The organism is Flagellimonas allohymeniacidonis, from assembly GCF_004296335.1.
GTDB classification, from domain to species: domain Bacteria; phylum Bacteroidota; class Bacteroidia; order Flavobacteriales; family Flavobacteriaceae; genus Flagellimonas; species Flagellimonas allohymeniacidonis.
In genome coordinates this window covers 415,399-435,934 of sequence record NZ_SGIU01000002.1, presented here as the reverse complement: position 1 = coordinate 435,934, position 20,536 = coordinate 415,399, and the positions used below count along the sequence as shown (strand labels likewise).

Genomic DNA, 20,536 nt, shown 5'->3' with positions numbered 1-20,536 from the left:
AAAAAATGAAAAAGATAAGTCTACTGCTTTGCACCCTGATTTTGGTGTTTTCTTGCTCTTCTGACAATGAAGACGACTCCGGAAACAATGAAAACGGAACCAATGATTTGGTAGGAACCTGGGTGCTGACCGATTTACGCGTCGATAGCACCACTGATAATGATGATTTGGATTTTGCAAAAGAAATTATCGGCTTTTTACAAGGCATCGATTGTGATTTGATCATCTTTACCTTCAACGCTGACGGTACTGCCGTTTCCGATAGCAAGGCCGATTTTCTGTCCATCAACGTGGGTGTCGGCGGCTTGGATATTCCATGTCCTACAGAAAGCACCACAGAATCCACAACTTGGTCCTTGGAAGGAAACCAGTTGACCTTCATTAATGAAGATATGGAGGAGGAAACGATCACCATCGCTTTTGAAGATGGGAATATCCTGATCATTCCAGGGGAAAGCATCGATGAAAACAACTACGCTGGGGCCGACGCGGTCTTCACAAAACAATAAATTAACAAGCTTGTTTGATGTAAGCCCTATCCTTTCGGATGGGGTTTTATTTTTTTAAGGGCTTCTACCAAGGCTTCATTAGCTTCTTGGGTGCCAACGGTGATCCGTACTTTTCCTGGGGCACCAAATTGAGATACTGGCCGTACCATTACCCCCTCATTCATCAGAAAATCAGTGAATTCAAATTCAGGTAGGGGAGGGTCAATGATGAAAAAGTTACCTTGGGAAGGCCAATACTTAATGCCCAGTTCATCAAAAGCTTTAGCCAAGAACTTTCTACCCACTTGTACGGTTCGAACGGTTTCGGCAACAAATTCTTTATCCTTTAATGCACCTATTCCCGCTTCGATTGAGGTAAGAGGCAAAAGGAATGGTTTATGAATCTGACGAATGTATGTCGCAATTTTTTGAGTGGTGTAGCAATAGCCAATACGCAATCCAGCTAAACCATAGGTCTTTGAAAAGCTGTTGATGCCAATAACATTATGTTCTGCCAACACATAAGGAAGTGCTGTCACATAATCGGGAGCATCAGCAAAGTGCCGATACACTTCATCAAATACGATGATGATATTTTTGGGAACCCGGTTCAGAAAATCTTCCAAAACCGATTTTGGAACATAGGTGCCAGTGGGATTGTTGGGACTCGTAAGAAATATGATTTTGGTCCGATCCGTAATGGCGTTGAGAATTCCATCAACATCCAACGCGTAATCAGAATTTTTAAGGCGGATATCCACTTGTTTGGCCCCATACCATCTTGAAAAGACGGAGTAGGGCAAAAAACATGGGTTGGAATAAATCACTTCGTCGCCTTCATTGATAAAGGCCCTTAAAATCATATCGATAACCTCAGAACCACTGTTTCCACAAAGGAATTGGTTTACATGGAGCTGACCCTGAAAGTCATCCACCAATGCTTCGCGAAGCCGAATATCGGTCTGGTCTGGATAAATCGCTACATCGTGAGCTGCTTTGATTAGCGCCTCCGTAGCCTTTGGGGACTGCCCAATTGGATTTTCGTTGGAGGAAAGTTTATAGATTTTTTTGTTGATGCCGGCTGGAATGTTCTTTCCACCTTTATAAACCTCCTTGGGTTCCAAAAAGGATTTGAAAATTGACTCAATTCCGTTTTCCATGCTTATAAAGTTTCTGCATAAAGCAAAACGGCCATGGCCTTTGCGGTTTCTCCTTCATTTATAATCTGTTGGGCCAACCAATGTAGTTGCATTTTGAGTTTCTCGGGATTGTCTCCCACTTTTTTGCCCATCATCCGAACTTCGTCATCTTGTTGGATGTTTTTGATTTCTTCTTCTGAAGGGAGTTTTTCGAGATTCCCTAGACGGCCCAAGTTGTTTCCAGTAAGAACATCGCTTTCTCGAATACCCTCAGGAAGCGCATCCACACCAATTCCCTTGGTGCGTATGGGTTTTGGTATTTCGAAAAGTGCATCCCCCGCAGCTCGGATGTACCAACTTCCTCCCATTCTGCCCACCAAGTCCAATTTTTGAGTATCAAGCTTACCTTGGTCGTTCAAATAGTTTTCATTGATATGAATAAGTTCCACTTTGGCGATGATTAAGTTGCCTGCCCCTGGTTCTTCCGCGAGTTCAATGGTTTGTTGCACGGTGCATTCAAATGAGACCGGAGCTTCACCAACCCGCGGCGGTTTAACCTTGTCACTGGCCACCGGAGTCAACCCAGATTTTATAAATTCATCCACACCTCGTTCGTATGCAGTGCTGGAAAGTGACATTTGCTCCACAATAGGATGGTTCACGATGTTGATGACTACCTCGGGAACTTCCTTCACGTTAAGGTAGGAATGTTTGTGTGTATTGTCCCGTCCACTTCTAGCCGGAGAAAAAATCAAGACAGGCGGATTTGAGCTAAATACATTAAAATAGCTAAAGGGGCTCAAATTTACGTTGCCCTCGGCATCAACTGTACTTGCAAAGCAGATGGGTCGTGGGGCCACTGCAGTCAATAAAATCCCATGCAGGTCTGGCTGTGGAATTTCGTCGGGATGTATGGTTTTTGTCATTTTGCAGGAAGGACTTTTGAGGAGACTTCTCCAAATCCAACACGAATATCGCCTTTTTGAGCATATCCTCGCATAATGACCGTATCCCCGTCATTAATGAACTTTCGTTCGGAGCCATCTTTCATTTGAATGGGTTTGGTTCCCATCCACGCAAGTTCCAACATAGAACCAAATGAATTCTCTTCTTTTCCCGAAATGGTTCCGGAAGCCATCATATCCCCAACATGGATATTACATCCATTTACCGTGTGATGGGTCAACTGCTGGGCCATGTTCCAGTACATGTGCTTAAAATTACTACGGCAAACCGTGGTTTCTTCACCGCTTTCTGGAGCAACTCCCACTTCCAAATTGACATCATAATTTTTTTGACCTTCATATTCCAAATAGGACAATACCTTGGGCTCCTGCGCAGGTCCTGCAACGCGGAAAGGTTCCAAAGCTTCCAAAGTAACAATCCAAGGAGAAATGGAAGAGGCAAAGTTTTTTGCCAAGAAGGGCCCCAATGGAACATATTCCCATTTCTGAATGTCCCTGGCAGACCAATCATTGAACAGAACCAATCCGAAAATGTAATCCTCAGCATCACTTGTAGAAACAGATTCTCCCATCTCGGTATTCTTTCCACATATAAATCCTACTTCCAGTTCAAAATCCAAACGTTGTGAAGGACCAAAAACAGGAGTTTTGGAATCTTTGGGAAGGGTCTGTCCCTTTGGACGACGAATGGGTTCTCCACTTACCACTATGGAACTGGCCCTGCCATGGTATCCAACAGGAATATGCTTCCAATTGGGCAAAAGGGCATTTTCGGGGTCACGAAACATCTTTCCAACATTGGTAGCGTGTTCAATGCTCGAGTAAAAATCTGTGTAGTCCCCAACATGCACTGGCATGTGCATAGTCGCTTCCTGTTGCTTGACAAAAAGTTCTGGTTTATTGGCCAATATGGAATCGTCATCTTGCAGCCAATGCTGAACTTCTTTTCGTACCATGGAGGTAACTGCTTTTCCCAATCCGATAAAGTCATTCAAAACTTCTTTTTTGAAAACCGCGGGATTAAAATCAAATACGTTCAACTCACCAAGGGCTGCCAAGTCCAATATATGTTCTCCTATGGCTATGCCGGCTCGAGGACTTCGGTCTGATGTTGAAAATATTCCAAAAGGAAGATTATGGATTGAAAAATCTGAGTTTTCGGGTATGTTTATGATCATAATAGCTTTTTTGTCATTTCGAGCGTAAGGGAGAAACCTAAAAAAGACTTCTCAATCGGCTTGTTCACTTCGAAATGACATCGGTTTTTCAATAAAATCTCTTATTCTATCCAGGATTTATAGTATTCACCATCATCAATCCTGAGGGCGTTTTCGGTGACTTGTAAAGGTTTGAAGGTGTCAATCATGACCGCTAATTCTTCAGTGCCTTTTTTTCCAATGCTCGCCTCATAGGTTCCTGGATGCGGTCCATGGGGAATCCCAGCTGGATGCAACGAAATATATCCAGGGCCGATTCCCGTGCGGCTCATAAAATCACCGTCTACATAATACAACACCTCGTCAGAATCGATATTGGAGTGGTTGTATGGAGCAGGTATGGCCTTAGGGTGGTAATCATACAATCTTGGGCAGAACGAACAAATTACAAACGTACCGGTTTCAAAGGTCTGGTGCACTGGAGGCGGTTGGTGAACACGGCCTGTTATGGGTTCAAAATTGTGAATGGAAAATCCATAAGGGAAGTTGTACCCATCCCAACCGACCACATCAAATGGATGTGTAGCATACACCAAGCTATGCAACATGCCCTGCTTTTTGATTTTCATCAAAAACTCCCCAGTTTCATCATGCGCCTCCAAGTCTTGAGGTAATTTATAGTCCCGTTCGCAGAAGGGGGAATGCTCCAATAATTGTCCAAACCAATTGCGATAGCGTTTTGGGGTATATATGGGATGAAAAGACTCTGCGTATAAAATGCGGTTATCCTCGGTATCAAATTCAATTTGGTAAATCATCCCTCGAGGGATGATGAGGTAATCCCCATATTCAAAGGGAATGTTGCCCAAAAAGGTTTTTAACGTACCTGAACCTTTATGGATAAATAGCATTTCATCAGCGTCCGCATTCTTGTAAAAATAGCTACTCATGGATTGCTTGGGAGCGGCCAGCCCAACATGGACATCACTGTTCACCAAAAGCGGTTCCCGGGATTCCAAAAAGTCTTTTTTGGGCTCTACATCAAAACCGATAAGCTTTCTTGAGGTAATGTTCTTTTCTACCGCTATTTTGGGACTCATGTCCAAAGGCTCTCCGACTTCCTTGACTTGGGTCGGCCTGTGGATATGGTACAATAGGGACGACATCCCATCAAAACCGATGGTGCCGAACAATTGCTCGTAATACAGGCTTCCATCAGGTTTTTCGAATTGGGTGTGCCGCTTTTGCGGAATTTTTCCGAGTTTATGATAAATCGGCATACTGTAACTTTTTTAGTGTAATGTACCTCTAAGTTCTTGCTCACGCTCAATGGCTTCGAACAATGCCTTAAAGTTACCTTTTCCGAACGACTGTGCACCTTTTCTTTGGATGATTTCAAAGAACATGGTGGGTCTGGGCTCCACCGGACGGGTGAAAATCTGTAACAAATAACCCTCATCATCCCGATCGACCAAAATCCCCAGCTCTTTCAATGGAGCAATGTCCTCATCAATTTTACCCACTCGGTCGGTAACGGCTTCGTAATAAGTGTCCGGTACACGTAAGAATTCAACACCTCGACTGCGCAGATCACGAACCGTTTTGATGATATCGTCGGTGGCTACGGCCACGTGCTGAACGCCTTCTCCTTCGTAGAAATCCAAGTATTCTTCCACTTGAGATTTTTTCTTTCCTTCGGCAGGTTCGTTAATTGGGAATTTAATACGACCGTTGCCATTGCTCATTACCTTGCTCATCAAGGCGGTGTATTCGGTGGAAATATCATCATCATCAAAAGAAAGGATATTTTTAAAGCCCATCACTTTTTCATAGAATTCTACCCAGTGGTTCATTTTGTTCCAGCCTACGTTGCCTACCATATGGTCCACATATTTTAAACCAGTGGGTGCTGGGTTGTATTCTGGAGTTTCCCATTTTTTATATCCAGGTAGAAAGGTGCCGTTGTAATCTTTGCGTTCTACAAAAATGTGTACGGTCTCTCCATAGGTATAAATACCGGAGCGAACCACTTTTCCGGATGCGTCTTCTTCGGTGACAGGTTCCATATATGATTTGGCACCTCGCTCCATGGCGGTGTTATAGGCGTAAGTGGCATCATCAACCCAAAGGGCTACAACTTTAACACCATCTCCGTGGTTGTCGATGTGTTTTCCGATTTCGGTACCACTGTTAAGGGGAGAGGTCAATACCAAACGAATCTTATCTTGGACTACTACATAACTCTCTCGGTCTTTTAGTCCCGTTTCAAGGCCTGCGTAAGCCAAGGATTGAAAACCAAAGGCAGTTTTATAAAAGTGGGCCGCTTGTTTGGAATTGCCCACATAGAGCTCTACATAATCGGTACCATTAATGGGCATAAAGTCCTTAGTGGCATCGGGCATTTGGGATATTGCTGCTGTTTCCATGGGAAATATATTTTTAAGTATAAATCAATTATTGTTGTTAGTGCAACAAAAATAACTATTTTTGGATTACGAAAGCGTTTTCGAAACAAAAAATTAGGTTAAAAGTGATCTAGCATTATTAGGGTATTGCTGTCAAAAGAAATTCAACGACGTATTGCCCTAAAAAGAGACGTAAATTATGCTCAATCAAATCGATGAAATTTCGGGAATAGGATTGCACTTGGATTTAGTTCTTCGAAAAGTCCAAGACGCTTATCTGCGTACTTTTGAGCAGTTGGGTGTGGATATGACCATTGAGCAATGGGTGATTTTACACCGTATTTCGGAGCTCGGGGATGAAGCGTCGCAGCGTGAAATTGTTCGGACCAACTTCCGAAACCGGGCCACAACCTCCCGAGTCATTGGCCGATTGGAAAATAAAGGATGGATTACTAAATCAAGATTCAAAGGCGATCAAAAGCGATTTAAGCTTGAACTGACTCCAAAAGGTGAAGGGATTATCAATCAAGTATTGCCCCATGCGGTTCAACTGCGAAAAAGGGCCATCAAAGATTTGGATGTACTCGAATTTGAAACTTTTTTGAAGGTATTGGACCGTATTGGTGAAAATTACAGTCCTGAATAGCCCCGATTCTCCATAATTTCCTGTAGAAATATAGCATCTTAACCAAAAAAATTGTTAAAAAGCATTGGTTGGGTTAAAATACCATAGAAATAGGAAAATTCTGTTGTTTTGCCACCGTAAGCTTTATGGGAATTTTGCGACTCATTTATCTTAAAACAGTAGCATGAGAAAGTTAAAACATTATCCTAACGTATGGCAGGCCTATCCCTTTTCCATGGAGATGTTTGCCCACTTCGAAAAAGATGCCCGATTGGCAGAACAAGAAGTAAAAACTGAAGTTAAAAAAACAAGAAAATCTAAATTAAAACTGGCTTTTGGCTGGTAAGTAAAAAAGGAATAACCATTTAAAGGAAAAGGCACCCCTCGGGTGCCTTTTTTGTTTTCAGGTGACAAAACCAAGAATGAAATAAGGGGTACCATCCATATTGGTGTGTAATGGACTTTAATGCGCCTCCAACCAATTCTCACCGATGCCCACTTCCACATCTAGAGGAACTGCCAACTCGTAGGCATTCTCCATTTCGGTTTTAATGAGTTTTTTAACAGTTTCCAGCTCTGGTTTGTAGGCATCGAAGACCAATTCATCGTGTACCTGCAGCAGCATTTTGGTTTTGTATCCTCCCTCCCTCAATTTTTTGTGGATGTTGATCATGGCAATTTTAATGATATCCGCCGCACTACCCTGAATGGGTGCATTAACGGCATTTCGCTCTGCTGCACCACGCACCACTTGGTTGCCCGCATTGATATCTTTTAGGTATCGCCGCCGCCCCAAAACGGTTTGCACATAGCCATGCTCCCGTGCAAAATCAATCTGCTCGCTAATGTAATTGCGCAATTTGGGATAGGTTTTATAATAGGTATCTATCAATTCTTTGGCCTCGGTTCGGCTTAAATCCGTCTGGTTGCTGAGCCCAAATGCGGAAACCCCATAAATGATTCCGAAGTTGACCGTTTTGGCGTTACCTCTTTGTTCTCGGGTCACTTCCTCTATCGGTACATTAAAAACCTTGGAAGCAGTGGATGCATGAATATCTTCGCCATTTTTAAATGCGGTGATCATCGTGTCCTCTTCGCTTAATGCCGCAATGATTCGCAATTCAATTTGAGAGTAGTCGGCTGCAAGAAGCACGTGATCTTTGTCCCTTGGAATGAAAGCCTTGCGTACCTGCCTTCCCCGTTCAGTTCTGATAGGAATATTTTGAAGATTCGGGTTATTGCTGCTCAATCGGCCTGTAGCGGCCACGGTCTGCATATAGTCGGTGTGCACTCGGCCGCTATGGGCTTGCACCTCGTTTGGCAAAGCATCCACATAGGTGCTCTTTAATTTGGCAAGACCGCGATAATCCAGTACATTTTGAATGATTTCATGATCTTTGGCGAGGTAGGACAGCACATCTTCCGCAGTGGAAAACTGCCCTGTCTTGGTTTTTTTAGGCTTTTCCACAAGGTTTAGCTTTCCAAAAAGGATGTCGCCCAATTGTTTGGGCGAAGCAATATTGAATTCTTCCCCTGCCTGTTCATAAATTTTAGTTTCCAAGATTTTGATATCCTCATCCAGTTTAGCAGAAAGGCCATCTAAAAATTCCTTGTTCAAATTAATGCCCTCCCGTTCCATATCGGCCAATACGCGGAGCAAGGGCACTTCAATCTCTTCGAACAATTTCAGGATGCTGGCTTGCTTGAGCTCAGGTCTAAAATGTTGGGCCAGTTGGTATGTGATATCAGCATCCTCTGTGGCATATTCCGTTTGTTTGTCCAGCGGAACCTGGCGCATGCTCAACTGGTTTTTACCTTTTTTACCAATGAGTTCCGTAATGGAAACAGGGGTGTAATTAAGGTAGGTTTCCGAAAGCACATCCATATTGTGTCGCATATCAGGGTTGATGAGATAATGCGCCAGCATGGTATCGAAAAGCTTTCCTTTAACCTCGATACCGTAATTCTTCATCACCTTTACATCGTACTTGAGATTCTGCCCAATTTTTTCAATGGATTCTGCCTCAAAAAAGGGTCGAAGTTGTTCCACCACTTGCTGTGCTTTTTCTCTTTCCTCAGGAATCGGGACGTAGAACCCCTTGCCGGAACCCCAACTGAACGCAATACCAACCAATTCGGCTTCCAACGGATTGATGGAGGTAGTCTCCGTATCGAAACAAACAGAAGTTTGTGTCATCAAGTTCTCCAGAAAAAGAGTCAACCCCAATCCGTTTTGAATGGTTTGATAGAAATGGGATACATCCGAAACAGTCTTTCTACCACTTACATCTTTTATAGTGGCAGCGGCTTCAGCAGGATCACCTCCAAAAAGCGTAAACTGGCCACTACCGGCGACTTTTACTTCTTGTTTAGCGGTCTCTGTGCTGGTAACTTGGGTGCTAGGGGTGGCTTCTCCTGAAAATATTTTAATGAATTGATCCTTGAGCCTCCTAAATTCAAGTTCCTCAAAAATTTCCTGAACTTTCTCACTATCAGGTGCGCACATCTCAAAATCCTCCGCATTGAAGGTAACTTCGCAATCGGTCTTAATTTCAGCAAGTTTCCGGGAAAGTCGACCCAGTTCCGCATTGGCTTCCACCTTCTCTTTCATTTTCCCCTTGAGCTGGTCGGTGTTGGCCAATAGATCCTCCATGGAACCAAAATCGGCTAAGAATTTTTTGGCGGTTTTGTCACCTACTCCGGGAAGTCCAGGAATGTTGTCACTTGCATCTCCCATCATTCCTAAGTAATCGATCACCTGCTCAGGACGCTCCACACCAAAACGTTTTTGTACTTCGGGGATGCCCCAAACTTCAATTCCGTTACCCATTCGGGCAGGGCGGTACATAAAAATATTTTCCGATACCAGCTGGCCAAAATCCTTATCTGGAGTAACCATGAAAACTTTGTAGTCCTCTTTTTCGGCCTGTTTGGCCAATGTGCCTATGAGATCGTCGGCCTCATAGCCTTCCAATTCTACAACCGGAATTTTCATAGCCTTCAATATGTTTTGGATGTAAGGAACTGCTATCTTGATGGCATCTGGAGTTTCATCGCGATTGGCTTTGTATTCTTCAAACAACTCGGTACGTTCTACGCTACCTCCCTTATCGAAGGCCACAGCCAAATGGTCGGGCTGTTCCCGTTTGATTACATCGAAAAGTGAGTTTACAAAGCCCATGATGGCCGAAGTGTCCATGCCTTTGGAATTGATTCTCGGATTTTTGATCAAGGCGTAGTACCCTCTAAATATCAGGGCGTAGGCATCAAGTAAAAAGAGTCGTTTTTGGTCAGACATTGTCGATAAATTGGAAGAGAACCAAAGCTACGAATTAATGTGAAAAGCCAACCGTGGAATTTTGCGCAGTAACGAAATGTAATGCTAATCGTCTAATAACCTACAGGTTAAATATTACTAAAATTTAAGGTGTTAAGGGATTAAAAAATACCTTTGCAAAAAAAATTGACATGCCTCGATTCTTTATAATAGTTTCTATACTATACATCATTTCTGCAGTTTATGGCTTTCAAGCTTTTCGAACCTTGTTCAAAAACCCTTTTGCGCAATGGAGTTACGGAATTCTTTTCCTGGGAGCTATGATCTACTTCATGATAAAACTCAATAATTATCAGCCTGGTTCTGCGATGAACCCTTCCACGGCGGTTGCCGGGGGTATATTTTTCTCGTTTTTCATTTTGGGAATGGTGTTGGGTTCCTTTATGATCTTAGAAGATGTAACCCGTCTGTTTTCTGCCGGCTATCGAAAAATAGTTGGGATTACGGAAGGTCAAAGTTATTTTCCATCCCGAAGGAAGTTTGTGAGCACGTTGGCACTCGGGATTGGAGCGTTGCCCTTTGGAGCACTGCTCTATGGGATGTATCGTGGAAAATACAACTATAAGGTTCTAAAATACGCTCTGGAGTTCGAAGACCTACCCGATGAATTTGATGGCTATCAAATCACCCAAATATCTGATGTGCATAGTGGCAGCTTTGACGATTATGATAAAGTGGCCTATGGAATAAATCTCATCAATGAGCAAAATAGCGATGTTATTCTCTTCACTGGGGATATGGTCAACAACAAGGCTGATGAAATGGAACCATGGGCCGATTTGTTTGCCAAACTGGATGCAAGGGATGGAAAGTTTTCCGTTTTGGGGAACCACGACTATGGGGATTATGCGAGTTGGCCTTCCGCTGAAGCCAAAGAGCAAAACTTGGTGGACCTGATAAACCTACAAAAGGATATAGGGTTCGATCTTCTATTGAATGAACACCGCTATTTGGAGAAAAATGGTAAAAAGATAGCCTTGGTAGGGGTGGAGAACTGGGGTGCCGGTGGATTTAAGAAAGCAGGCGACCTGAAAAAGGCCGTTGAGGGAATTCAAAAAGAGGATTTCAAAATTTTAATGAGCCATGACCCATCGCACTGGGAACAACAGGTAGTAAGTGATGATTACCATTACCATCTTACCCTTAGCGGACATACGCACGGAATGCAATTTGGTATTGAAATTCCTGGTTGGGTAAAATGGAGTCCCGTAAAATGGCGCTACAAATATTGGGCTGGACTTTATGAAGAGGTGGGACAATATATTAATGTCAACCGTGGGTTTGGGTTTATCGGTTATCCAGGAAGATTTGGAATTTGGCCTGAAATCTCAGTGATTACCCTTAAAAAGAAAGGTTTAACCTGAATTTAACACAGCCCTTTACCCAAGTCTAGCGTTCAAGGAATAATTTTAACAAATTTTCTTACTTTTGGCTGACGAACCCAATAAATACCTATGTCCAAATTTGGTGAACTAATTGACTTAAACATTCCCGTTCTACTAGATTTTTATGCTGAGTGGAATGAGCAATCAACCTCTATGCATCCTGTGCTTAGGGATGTTGCTGCTGCATTGGGAGATAAAGGAAAGGTGATCAAGATTGATGTTGACAAAAACAAAGAGCTTTCCCAGGCGTTGCGAATCAAGGGACTGCCGACCCTAATGATTTATAAAAAAGGCGAAATGGTTTGGCGCCAGAGTGGCGAACAAGACGCCAATACGCTAATCGGCATTTTGAACGAATATATTTAAAGCGAGGTTTTCACCTCGCTTTTTTTATTCTTCTTGTAATACGGAATCTTCCGCCATAGGGATGGTGTCCAAAGGAATGGAATCTTCCAAATCGGGGTCTGGTACCATGGGGTCTTCGAAAACTTCCTCGTCATCACCTACAAATTGCGAAAATTTGTCAATGTACTCGTTAAAGATTACGGTTTCCTTCTCGGCGTGGTCCCTGTCCTGATTCTCAATCAGGATGTCAATATTCCTTCGATAAGCCTGCATGTCGGCCAAAATATCATCAATTTTTTCATATTGTTCATCTAGTGGAGCACCAGAGTAATATTCCAATCGTTCTTGGTAGACCTTTCTTAATTTTTCATAGAGTTCCCTTGCCTTTGTTGTTTCGCCCACTTTATAGTATCCATCCACGTAGGGTTCCACAAAGGCATAAAAGCCATAATGGTCCACAGGTAAATTGGTCATGGCAATATTGATGATCTCCTTGGCTTTCTCAATCTTACCTTCGCTAATTAAAGTTTCGGTGAGGCGGGCCAAGTTGCTTCTAAAGGACAACCCTTGGGAGCGGGTCTGCGGATCATGGTATATATCACTACTTCCAGAGTTGCCCCAGTCCCATTTCTTGACAATATCGTACATGAGCTCGGTATCGATTCGACCCATTTCAAAGCTGTTTCGGTTTTCGGTTTTAATCGGTACCAGCTTATACACTAAACCATCCAATTGAAGATATTCTTTCATCCAAATGTATTCAGCACTGTCAAAACTCCCTCCAGAAAAATAAATGGGACGTTTCCATTCGTTGTTGGCGATGAGGTCCAGCATTAAAATACGATTTTTGGGAAGCGCACTCCTCGGGAGGTCAATGTCAATGTAGTCCACAATTAAATGCGCATCCTTCTGCTTAACCAATCCACTTTCGAGAACATTTTGTTTGTTTACGGGTATTCGAATCTTGTTCGTTGGGTAATAAACGATGTCCAGATTACTTTCTGGATATTCACTAAGATCAGCCCCTTGTTTTTCCAACAGATACTTGAACTTGGTTTGGGGCTTATCACTTCCAATCCAGTTCATAAAGTCTTTTATGTTCCAGCGGTTGTCCGTAATGTTCTGATAGTACACTGCATCCCTGGCACCATAGTGATATTTATCGTGCGTCAATTGCGAAGGAATGGGTTCACTTTCATAGGCCTTTCGCTTCATTTGGTCTATATACCAATCCGTTGCAAATAGACTCGTGTTTACAACCCGTACATCGGTTCTGTGGTTTTCAATTTCTTGCGCATACCAGAGTGGGAAAGTATCGTTGTCTCCAATGGTAAACAGGATGGCCCCAGCTTCTTCTTGACAGGAATCAAGATAAGCCTTAGCTGTGGACCTGGCCGTATATCGGTTTGAACGGTCATGATCATCCCAGTTTTGGAATGCCATTAAAAAAGGCACAGCCAACAAACAAAGAATGGAAATTGCCGGAGCGGCAATTTTTGCGGCCAACAGTTTTCGGACTTCATCAAAAAGACCATACACCCCTATTCCAATCCAAATACAGAATATATAAAAGGAGCCTACCAAGGAGTAGTCTCTTTCTCTGGGTTGAAAAATATAGGGATTGGTGTAGAACTGAATTGCTAGCCCAGTGAAAATGAAGAACACAAAAAGCGCCCAAAAATGTTTGGGATTCTTTGAAACTTGAAACACGATTCCAATGATTCCCAAGAGCAAAGGCAAGAAAAAATAGGTGTTTCTTGCTTTGTTGTTTTCCCAATCGCTGGGAAGGTTATTTTGGCTTCCTAGACGAATACTGTCAACAAACCCAATTCCACTTAGCCAATGTCCGTTTTCATCATATCGGCCTTGAACATCGTTTTGCCTACCCACAAAATTCCACATAAAGTAGCGCATATACATATAGCCAAATTGGAATTGAAAAAGATATCGGACATTCTGCCAAAACGTAGGAGGTTCCACTTCTATGTACTCACTAAAATCCCGTAAGAAACGAATGTATTGTTCGGTGTCCAATTCTCCCTGTGCCACCGCAGCCTTAAATTGTGCCACCGCCTCGCGAAGTTCATTGTTCGAGATGTATTCCGATTTAATTTTAAACTCGAGAACACCAAAATAGCGCATGTAATTTTCGGCATGTTGGTCACTCCACATTCGGGGAAGGAGTCCCACATGTTTTTCATTGGGACCTTGAAGGGCTCCCTCATAATTGTTGACAATGACATATTTCCCCAACTTTTCATCCTTCTCATACTTGGGCTTATCATTGATGTCTTCGCCCGCAGGCGCAAAAGTGTCAGAATAATAGGCCCCGTAAAATGGACTTTCCACCCCGGGGTATTGCTCCCTATTGTAATAGGCCAGAAGTGAGCGTGCATCAGAAGGGTCATTTTCGTTGACCACGGTTTTTGCATTGGCCCTAATGGGCAACATCATCCAGGAGGAAAACCCTAGAATCAAAAACATAAGGCAAAGCACGATGGTATTGCCCATATAAAACTGATTTTTTCGAGTATATCGCAAAGCGAAATAGAAGGCGCCAATAAACAACAGACCCATAATAATGGTTCCTGAATTGAAGGGAAGCCCAATACTATTGATAAAGAAAACCTCGCTCCATCCGAATAACCTCAGAACATAGGTCAAGGAAAATTTATAAACCAGGATGAGCAAGATGACCACTACGATATTGGCCAACAGAAAATTCTTAACAGTGGTCGTCTTGTACTTTTTAAAGTAATACAACAGACCAATGGTAGGAATGGCCAAAAATCCCATAAACTGGATTCCGAAGGTAAGACCAATGATAAAGCAAATTAAAAGTAGCCATCGGTTGCCTCTTACGTCATCTAAATTATCGGTCCATTTAAGCCCCATCCATAGTAGTAAGGCCATAATTAAACTGGCCATGGCGTAAACCTCTGTCTCTACTGCGTTAAACCAAAAACTATCGGAAAAGGTAAAAGCAAGTGCACCTACCAATCCACTGCCGAAAATGGCAATGGCCTTGCTGTTGGTGATAGCTTTTTTCTTCGATATCAGTTTTTGGGTCAAATTGGTGATGGTCCAAAAGGTAAATAGTACAGCAAAGGCACTGGAGACAATGGATACTGAATTGACCATCAATGCTATTTTTGAGCTATCCCCAAAAGCAAATAAAGAGAAGAAGGCCCCGATCATTTGAAGTAAGGGGGCGCCAGGTGGATGTCCAACCTGCAACTTGGCAGAGGTAGTTATGTATTCTCCGGCATCCCAAAAACTGCCTGTGGGTTCAACGGTGAGAGCATAGACGATAAAAGCAATGGTAAAAGAGACCCATCCTAGGATGGTATCCCATTTCTTGAAGTCTTTTGCGAACATAAAGATGGGTTGTTACCAAGTTGGGGCGAATTTAGTAAATCTCGAACAGAAGACTATTCATTTTAGGAAAAGCTTTAACAGGAAGTCTGGGTGCGATTTGTTTTCGATTCTCCTTAAAATATTTGTCGAAATGAAAGTTTGTCTTAAATTTGCACGCTCAAATGTGGTACTGGCCTATGGTGTAATTGGTAACACAGCTGATTTTGGTTCAGTCGTTCAAGGTTCGAGTCCTTGTAGGCCAACTTAAAACAAAAAATCCCGACTTTCCGTTGGGGTTTTTTATTTCTGATACCCTTTGCGCAAACTCTTATAATGTTGTATATTTGCGCCACTGAACGGATATAAAAGTATTCATGAGGGGACTTCGAGTCCCCTCTTTTATTACTAAAATCTATGTTGAAAGAAAAGGTGAAGGAGTTGTTGGATAAAGCTCTAAAAAAGCATCCCTCGCTATTTCTAATTGATATGACCGTGGGAGGAGACAATACCGTTCGGGTTGTTTTGGATGGTGATGATGGGGTGAATCTGCAAGATTGCATGGACGTGAGCAGGGCCATCGAGCATAATTTGGACAGGGAAGAAGAGGACTTTGCCCTTGAGGTAACCTCGGCAGGAGCCACTTCTCCTTTGCAAATGCCACGACAGTATAAAAAAAATATTGGTAGAAAATTAAAGGTCAAAACCGCCGGAGAAGAGATTGAGGGCAATTTGACCGATGCCAACGACGATCATATCACATTAGAGTGGAAAACACGCGAACCCAAACCAGTTGGCAAGGGTAAGGTAACTGTTCAGAAAAAGCGGGAAATTGCATTTTCTGAAATTGAAGAAGCAAAAGTTGTATTAAAATTTTAATTGAAGTTCAAAAATGGAAAACCTAGCGCTCATCGAATCCTTTTCGGAATTTAAGGACGATAAGTTTATAGATAGGGTTACCCTTATGGCCATTTTGGAAGAAGTTTTCCGAGGGGCCTTGAAGAGAAAATTTGGTTCAGATGAAAATTTTGACATTATCATCAACCCAGATAAGGGAGATTTAGAGATTTGGAGAAACCGTGTGGTTGTGGAAGATGGTGAAGTGGAAGAACCCAATGAAGAAATTTCCTTGAGTGAAGCTAGAAAAATTGAACCTGACTTTGAAGTTGGTGAAGATGTTTCGGAAGAAGTGAAATTAATGGATTTGGGACGTCGTGCAATTTTGGCCTTACGCCAGAATTTGATTTCTAAAATCCACGAGCATGACAATACCACAATTTATAAGCAGTTCAAGGACCTTGAAGGCGAGATTTATACCGCCGAGGTGCACCACATTCGTCATAAGGCGATTATTTTATTGGACGACGAAGGGAATGAAATCATTCTTCCCAAAGAAAAACAGATACCATCTGATTTCTTTAGAAAAGGAGATAATGTGCGTGGAATAATCGAAAGTGTTGAACTTAAGGGAAACAAACCTTCGATTATTATGTCGCGAACCTCACCGATTTTCTTAGAGCAGTTGTTCTTCCAAGAAATACCAGAGGTTTTTGACGGCCTCATCACAATAAAAAAAGCGGTACGTATTCCTGGTGAGAAAGCCAAGGTTGCCGTTGATTCTTATGATGACCGTATTGATCCTGTTGGAGCATGTGTAGGAATGAAAGGGTCTCGAATTCATGGAATTGTTCGTGAATTGGGCAATGAAAATATTGATGTAATTAATTGGACCAACAATTCACAATTGATGGTGACCCGCGCGTTGAGTCCGGCGAGAGTGTCATCTGTAAAATTGGATGATGAAAAGAAAACCGCCCAAGTTTATCTTAAACCCGAGGAGGTTTCAAAGGCCATTGGTAGAGGAGGGCACAACATTCGTTTGGCAGGTCAGTTGACTGGTTATGAGATTGATGTGTTCCGCGAAGGGGTTGAAGAAGATGTTGAGTTGACCGAGTTTTCCGATGAGATAGAAAGCTGGGTGATCGATGAGTTCAAAAAGATTGGATTGGATACGGCAAGAAGCGTTTTAGAGCAAGACGTCGACGATTTGATCAAACGAACCGATTTGGAAGAGGAAACCGTTCAAAATGTGGTTCGGATTCTCAAAGAAGAGTTTGAAGATTAAACTAGTATATTAGTACCGAATTTTTAGGGTAAGCAAAAACAATTTATGGCAGGAAACCCAACAATAAGACTTAACAAAGTTCTAAGGGAATTGAACATTTCATTGGATCGGGCAGTAGATTATCTTTCTGATCAAGGACATGAGGTGGAGGCACGTCCTACCACTAAAATCAGTGATGAGGTGTATCAGGTCCTGTTGGATGAATTCCAGACTGACAAGAGCAAAAAGGTAGCTTCCAAGGAAGTGGGCGAAGAGAAGCGCAAGGAAAAAGAAGCCCTTCGTATTCAAATTGAGCAAGAGCAGGAAGAGCGCCGATTGGCCAGAGAACGTAGGCAAGCTCAAAGTCAGGTAATCAAGGCTAAGGTTGAACTTTCTGGTCCAAAGACGGTTGGAAAGATCGAACTGGACAAAAAACCAGAAGCTGAGACGATTACAGAGGAAGCTCCAACCCAAGAACAACCTGAAGTCAAAGCTCCTGAGGTTGTGGAGGAAAAAGTGGAAAAGGAGGAAGTGCCAGTTTCCAAAGAGGAAACCGGGAAAACAGAAACTGCCCAAGAAGAACAAAAAGAACCGGAAACCATACAGACTCAGTACAAGAAACTTTCCGGACCAAAAATAACTGGGGATAAAATTGACCTTTCCAAATTCGAAAAGCCCAAGAAGAAGAAAGAAGAGACCAAGAAAGAGGAGTCGAAAGATACCGCCCAGGGAGCTGATAGAAAAAAGAGAAGAAAACGCATCATCAGTAAAACAGGTCCTCAAGCCGGTAGAGGTGATCGTCAAGGTGGCCGAGGCGGAAATGGACAAGGCCGTAGAGGGGGACAACGTAGTTCGGCTCCTAAAGTTGAGCCCACTGAAGAAGAAGTACAAAAGCAGGTAAGGGAAACCCTTGAAAAACTTCAAGGTAAATCCGCTAAAGGCAAAGGAGCCAAATACCGAAGGGAAAAAAGAGACCAACATAGGCAACAAACCGAAAAAGATCTTGAGCTTCAGGAATTGGAGAGCAAGATTCTTAAAGTGACCGAATTTGTTACGGTCAATGAGGTGGCCACGATGATGAATGTCTCCACTACCGAGATTATTTCAGCCTGTATGTCCTTAGGGATTATGGTGACCATGAACCAACGCTTGGATGCAGAAACATTGTCCATAGTTGCTGATGAATTTGGCTATGAAGTTGAGTTTGTAACCGCCGAGATTGAGGAATCCATTGAGGAGGAAGTGGACGCACCAGAAGATTTAAAACCAAGAGCCCCCATCGTTACGGTTATGGGTCACGTTGACCATGGTAAAACATCCTTGCTGGATTATGTCCGTGAAGAAAATGTTATTGCCGGTGAGAGCGGTGGAATTACACAGCATATTGGTGCTTACGGCGTTACTCTGCAAGATGGACAGCGTATAACCTTTCTTGATACGCCAGGTCACGAAGCGTTTACCGCGATGCGTGCACGTGGTGCCCAAGTCACGGATATAGCCATTATCGTAGTGGCTGCGGACGATGACATTATGCCTCAAACCAAGGAAGCTATCAGTCATGCCCAAGCAGCGAATGTTCCTATTGTTTTTGCAATAAACAAAATAGATAAGCCCACAGCCAACCCTGATAAGATTAAGGAAGGCTTGGCGGCAATGAACCTTTTGGTTGAAGATTGGGGAGGGAAAATCCAATCCCACGATATTTCGGCCAAAACCGGTCAAGGCGTCAAGGAGCTTTTGGAAAAAGTATTGTTGGAGGCCGAATTGTTGGAATTGAAAGCCAATCCAGACAGGCTGGCTTCAGGTACAGTTGTTGAGGCGTTCTTGGACAAAGGTCGGGGATATGTTTCTACTGTCTTGGTGCAATCAGGTACAATGCAGATAGGAGATTATGTTTTGGCCGGTACGTGTAGTGGTAAAGTTAAGGCCATGCAAGACGAACGCGGAAAAGACGTTAAGGAAGTGGGCCCCGCCACGCCGGTATCCATACTAGGATTGGATGGTGCACCGCAGGCAGGAGACCGTTTCAATGTCTTGGATGATGAACGGGAAGCCAAGCAAATTGCTGCAAAACGATCGCAACTGCAAAGAGAGCAATCGGTTCGGACCCAAAGGCACATTACCTTGGATGAGATTGGTAGACGAATTGCGCTAGGAGAATTCAAGGAATTGAATATTATCTTAAAAGGTGATGTGGATGGTTCTGTGGAAGCTCTTACCGATTCCTTCCAAAAATTGTCAACTGATGAGATTCAGGTAAATATCATTCACAAAGGAGTAGGTGCCATTACGGAATCAGATGTTCTTTTGGCAAGCGCTTCCGATGCAATTATAATTGGGTTTAACGTGCGGCCTATGGGTAACGCTAGATCTGTGGCGGATAGGGAGGAAATCGATATTCGAATGTACTCCATTATTTATGATGCTATCAATGACCTTAAGGACGCGATGGAAGGGATGCTATCTCCCGAAATCAAGGAAGAAATTACAGGAAACGCCGAGATACGTGAGACCTTTAAAATTTCCAAGGTCGGTACCATTGCCGGTTGTATGGTCACTACTGGAAAGATATTCAGAAACTCCCAAATACGCTTGATTCGTGATGGGGTCGTAATCTTTACGGGCGAACTTGCTTCCCTTAAACGATTTAAGGACGATGTGAAGGAAGTTTCCAAGGGATACGATTGCGGTCTGCAGGTTAAGAACTACAATGACATCAAGGAGGGTGATATTGTAGAAGCCTTCCAAGAAGTGGCCGTCAAAAAGAAATTATAGAGATTAAAAAATCCCACGAAAGTGGGATTTTTTATTTTTATCTGGAGTTGCTCTCAGGTTTTAGGAGCATAGCATCGGGATACTTTTTTCGAACTTCCAAATATTTTCGTTCCGCTTCCAATTTTGTTTTAAATTTTCCCAATCGCACCCGATAGGTAGGGGATTCAAATTCGATTTTTGAGTACCAGCCAGGAAAGTCAAGATCAACCTTGGTCTTTAAGTTTTGTGCCTTTTGAAAGCTGCCAAAACCTACTTGGATTTGATAGTATTCCGCTTTGGAATTTACTTCTGCATAGACCTTTAATAACTGGTCAATCTTAGGGTCCTGTTCAATAGTAATACTACCTTCTTGAGCTAATAGTTGTGCTACTGAAAACATCGAGAAAGCTATAAAAAATAGGGTTTTCATGTGATTTATGTGCTTCATAATTTGGGTGTTATGCAAATGTAATTTTTT

At 42.8% G+C, this 20,536-nt stretch carries 16 protein-coding genes and 1 tRNA gene; 9 read left to right on the top strand and 8 right to left on the bottom strand.

Features of this window, described 5'->3' with window-relative positions; all coding sequences use genetic code 11:
• Positions 1-5: 5 nt before the first annotated feature.
• Positions 6-509, top strand: a complete 504-nt coding sequence (locus EW142_RS10290; protein ID WP_130613552.1) for a lipocalin family protein — start codon at positions 6-8, stop codon at positions 507-509.
• Between the two features lie 26 nt (positions 510-535).
• On the opposite strand, the gene EW142_RS10285 is transcribed toward EW142_RS10290, so the two are convergent.
• The 5 genes from EW142_RS10285 to hppD form a co-directional block, all read right to left on the bottom strand.
• Entirely contained in the window at positions 536-1,648 is a 1,113-nt protein-coding gene (locus EW142_RS10285; RefSeq protein ID WP_130613550.1) for a pyridoxal phosphate-dependent aminotransferase, read from the bottom strand.
• A gap of 2 nt (positions 1,649-1,650) precedes the next feature.
• A complete protein-coding gene (locus EW142_RS10280; protein WP_130613549.1) occupies positions 1,651-2,553 on the bottom strand; it encodes a flavin reductase family protein in 903 nt (300 codons plus the stop codon).
• The gene (gene fahA / locus EW142_RS10275) at positions 2,550-3,770 is read right to left on the bottom strand and encodes a fumarylacetoacetase (RefSeq protein WP_130613547.1); all 1,221 of its coding nucleotides are present in this window, start codon (positions 3,768-3,770) and stop codon (positions 2,550-2,552) included. Before fahA ends, EW142_RS10280 begins: the two co-directional genes overlap by 4 nt.
• A 101-nt stretch (positions 3,771-3,871) precedes the next feature.
• Entirely contained in the window at positions 3,872-5,029 is a 1,158-nt protein-coding gene (locus EW142_RS10270; RefSeq protein ID WP_130613545.1) for a homogentisate 1,2-dioxygenase, read from the bottom strand.
• A gap of 12 nt (positions 5,030-5,041) precedes the next feature.
• Complete coding sequence (hppD, locus tag EW142_RS10265) at positions 5,042-6,175, bottom strand: 4-hydroxyphenylpyruvate dioxygenase (protein ID WP_130613543.1); 1,134 nt, start codon at positions 6,173-6,175, stop codon at positions 5,042-5,044.
• 178 nt (positions 6,176-6,353) lie between these two features.
• On the opposite strand from hppD, the gene EW142_RS10260 reads away from it, so the two are divergent.
• Both EW142_RS10260 and EW142_RS16725 read left to right on the top strand, forming a co-directional pair.
• The gene (locus tag EW142_RS10260; protein WP_130613541.1) at positions 6,354-6,800 is read left to right on the top strand and encodes a MarR family winged helix-turn-helix transcriptional regulator; all 447 of its coding nucleotides are present in this window, start codon (positions 6,354-6,356) and stop codon (positions 6,798-6,800) included.
• Between the two features lie 163 nt (positions 6,801-6,963).
• On the top strand, positions 6,964-7,125 hold the full coding sequence (locus EW142_RS16725; RefSeq protein ID WP_165395255.1) for a hypothetical protein: 162 nt from the start codon (positions 6,964-6,966) through the stop codon (positions 7,123-7,125).
• A 117-nt stretch (positions 7,126-7,242) separates the two neighbouring features.
• Here EW142_RS16725 and polA read toward each other — a convergent pair whose 3' ends face one another.
• The gene (gene polA / locus EW142_RS10255; protein ID WP_130613539.1) at positions 7,243-10,077 is read right to left on the bottom strand and encodes a DNA polymerase I; all 2,835 of its coding nucleotides are present in this window, start codon (positions 10,075-10,077) and stop codon (positions 7,243-7,245) included.
• Positions 10,078-10,247: 170 nt separating this feature from the next.
• Between polA and EW142_RS10250 the strand changes: the two genes are divergently transcribed.
• Both EW142_RS10250 and EW142_RS10245 read left to right on the top strand, forming a co-directional pair.
• Positions 10,248-11,480 carry a metallophosphoesterase gene (locus EW142_RS10250; RefSeq protein ID WP_130613537.1) on the top strand — a complete coding sequence of 411 codons (1,233 nt, stop codon included), beginning with the start codon at positions 10,248-10,250 and terminating at the stop codon, positions 11,478-11,480.
• Between the two features lie 90 nt (positions 11,481-11,570).
• On the top strand, positions 11,571-11,867 hold the full coding sequence (locus EW142_RS10245) for a thioredoxin family protein (protein ID WP_130613535.1): 297 nt from the start codon (positions 11,571-11,573) through the stop codon (positions 11,865-11,867).
• Positions 11,868-11,891: 24 nt separating this feature from the next.
• Here the strand turns inward: EW142_RS10245 and EW142_RS10240 are convergent, their stop codons facing one another.
• On the bottom strand, positions 11,892-15,224 hold the full coding sequence (locus tag EW142_RS10240) for a glycosyltransferase family 117 protein (RefSeq protein WP_130613533.1): 3,333 nt from the start codon (positions 15,222-15,224) through the stop codon (positions 11,892-11,894).
• A 170-nt stretch (positions 15,225-15,394) separates the two neighbouring features.
• On the opposite strand from EW142_RS10240, the gene EW142_RS10235 reads away from it, so the two are divergent.
• The 4 genes from EW142_RS10235 (at position 15,395) to infB (ending at position 20,079) form a co-directional block, all read left to right on the top strand.
• Positions 15,395-15,466: transfer RNA gene (locus EW142_RS10235), tRNA-Gln, on the top strand.
• Positions 15,467-15,617: 151 nt separating this feature from the next.
• A complete protein-coding gene (gene rimP, locus EW142_RS10230) occupies positions 15,618-16,079 on the top strand; it encodes a ribosome assembly cofactor RimP (protein WP_130613531.1) in 462 nt (153 codons plus the stop codon).
• Between the two features lie 13 nt (positions 16,080-16,092).
• On the top strand, positions 16,093-17,325 hold the full coding sequence (gene nusA / locus EW142_RS10225; protein WP_130613529.1) for a transcription termination factor NusA: 1,233 nt from the start codon (positions 16,093-16,095) through the stop codon (positions 17,323-17,325).
• 45 nt (positions 17,326-17,370) lie between these two features.
• On the top strand, positions 17,371-20,079 hold the full coding sequence (infB, locus tag EW142_RS10220) for a translation initiation factor IF-2 (RefSeq protein ID WP_130613527.1): 2,709 nt from the start codon (positions 17,371-17,373) through the stop codon (positions 20,077-20,079).
• A gap of 37 nt (positions 20,080-20,116) precedes the next feature.
• Here infB and EW142_RS10215 read toward each other — a convergent pair whose 3' ends face one another.
• The gene (locus tag EW142_RS10215; protein WP_130613525.1) at positions 20,117-20,506 is read right to left on the bottom strand and encodes an SPOR domain-containing protein; all 390 of its coding nucleotides are present in this window, start codon (positions 20,504-20,506) and stop codon (positions 20,117-20,119) included.
• Between the last annotated feature and the right edge of the window lie 30 nt (positions 20,507-20,536).

Bases quoted from the DNA above. Each gene is read 5' to 3' on its own strand.
- EW142_RS10290 (WP_130613552.1), top strand. From the start codon at position 6: ATGAAAAAGATAAGTCTACTGCTTTGCACCCTGATTTTGGTGTTTTCT.
- EW142_RS10285 (WP_130613550.1), bottom strand. From the start codon at position 1,648: ATGGAAAACGGAATTGAGTCAATTTTCAAATCCTTTTTGGAACCCAAG.
- EW142_RS10280 (WP_130613549.1), bottom strand. From the start codon at position 2,553: ATGACAAAAACCATACATCCCGACGAAATTCCACAGCCAGACCTGCAT.
- fahA (WP_130613547.1), bottom strand. From the start codon at position 3,770: ATGATCATAAACATACCCGAAAACTCAGATTTTTCAATCCATAATCTT.
- EW142_RS10270 (WP_130613545.1), bottom strand. From the start codon at position 5,029: ATGCCGATTTATCATAAACTCGGAAAAATTCCGCAAAAGCGGCACACC.
- hppD (WP_130613543.1), bottom strand. From the start codon at position 6,175: ATGGAAACAGCAGCAATATCCCAAATGCCCGATGCCACTAAGGACTTT.
- EW142_RS10260 (WP_130613541.1), top strand. From the start codon at position 6,354: ATGCTCAATCAAATCGATGAAATTTCGGGAATAGGATTGCACTTGGAT.
- EW142_RS16725 (WP_165395255.1), top strand. From the start codon at position 6,964: ATGAGAAAGTTAAAACATTATCCTAACGTATGGCAGGCCTATCCCTTT.
- polA (WP_130613539.1), bottom strand. From the start codon at position 10,077: ATGTCTGACCAAAAACGACTCTTTTTACTTGATGCCTACGCCCTGATA.
- EW142_RS10250 (WP_130613537.1), top strand. From the start codon at position 10,248: ATGCCTCGATTCTTTATAATAGTTTCTATACTATACATCATTTCTGCA.
- EW142_RS10245 (WP_130613535.1), top strand. From the start codon at position 11,571: ATGTCCAAATTTGGTGAACTAATTGACTTAAACATTCCCGTTCTACTA.
- EW142_RS10240 (WP_130613533.1), bottom strand. From the start codon at position 15,224: ATGTTCGCAAAAGACTTCAAGAAATGGGATACCATCCTAGGATGGGTC.
- rimP (WP_130613531.1), top strand. From the start codon at position 15,618: ATGTTGAAAGAAAAGGTGAAGGAGTTGTTGGATAAAGCTCTAAAAAAG.
- nusA (WP_130613529.1), top strand. From the start codon at position 16,093: ATGGAAAACCTAGCGCTCATCGAATCCTTTTCGGAATTTAAGGACGAT.
- infB (WP_130613527.1), top strand. From the start codon at position 17,371: ATGGCAGGAAACCCAACAATAAGACTTAACAAAGTTCTAAGGGAATTG.
- EW142_RS10215 (WP_130613525.1), bottom strand. From the start codon at position 20,506: ATGAAGCACATAAATCACATGAAAACCCTATTTTTTATAGCTTTCTCG.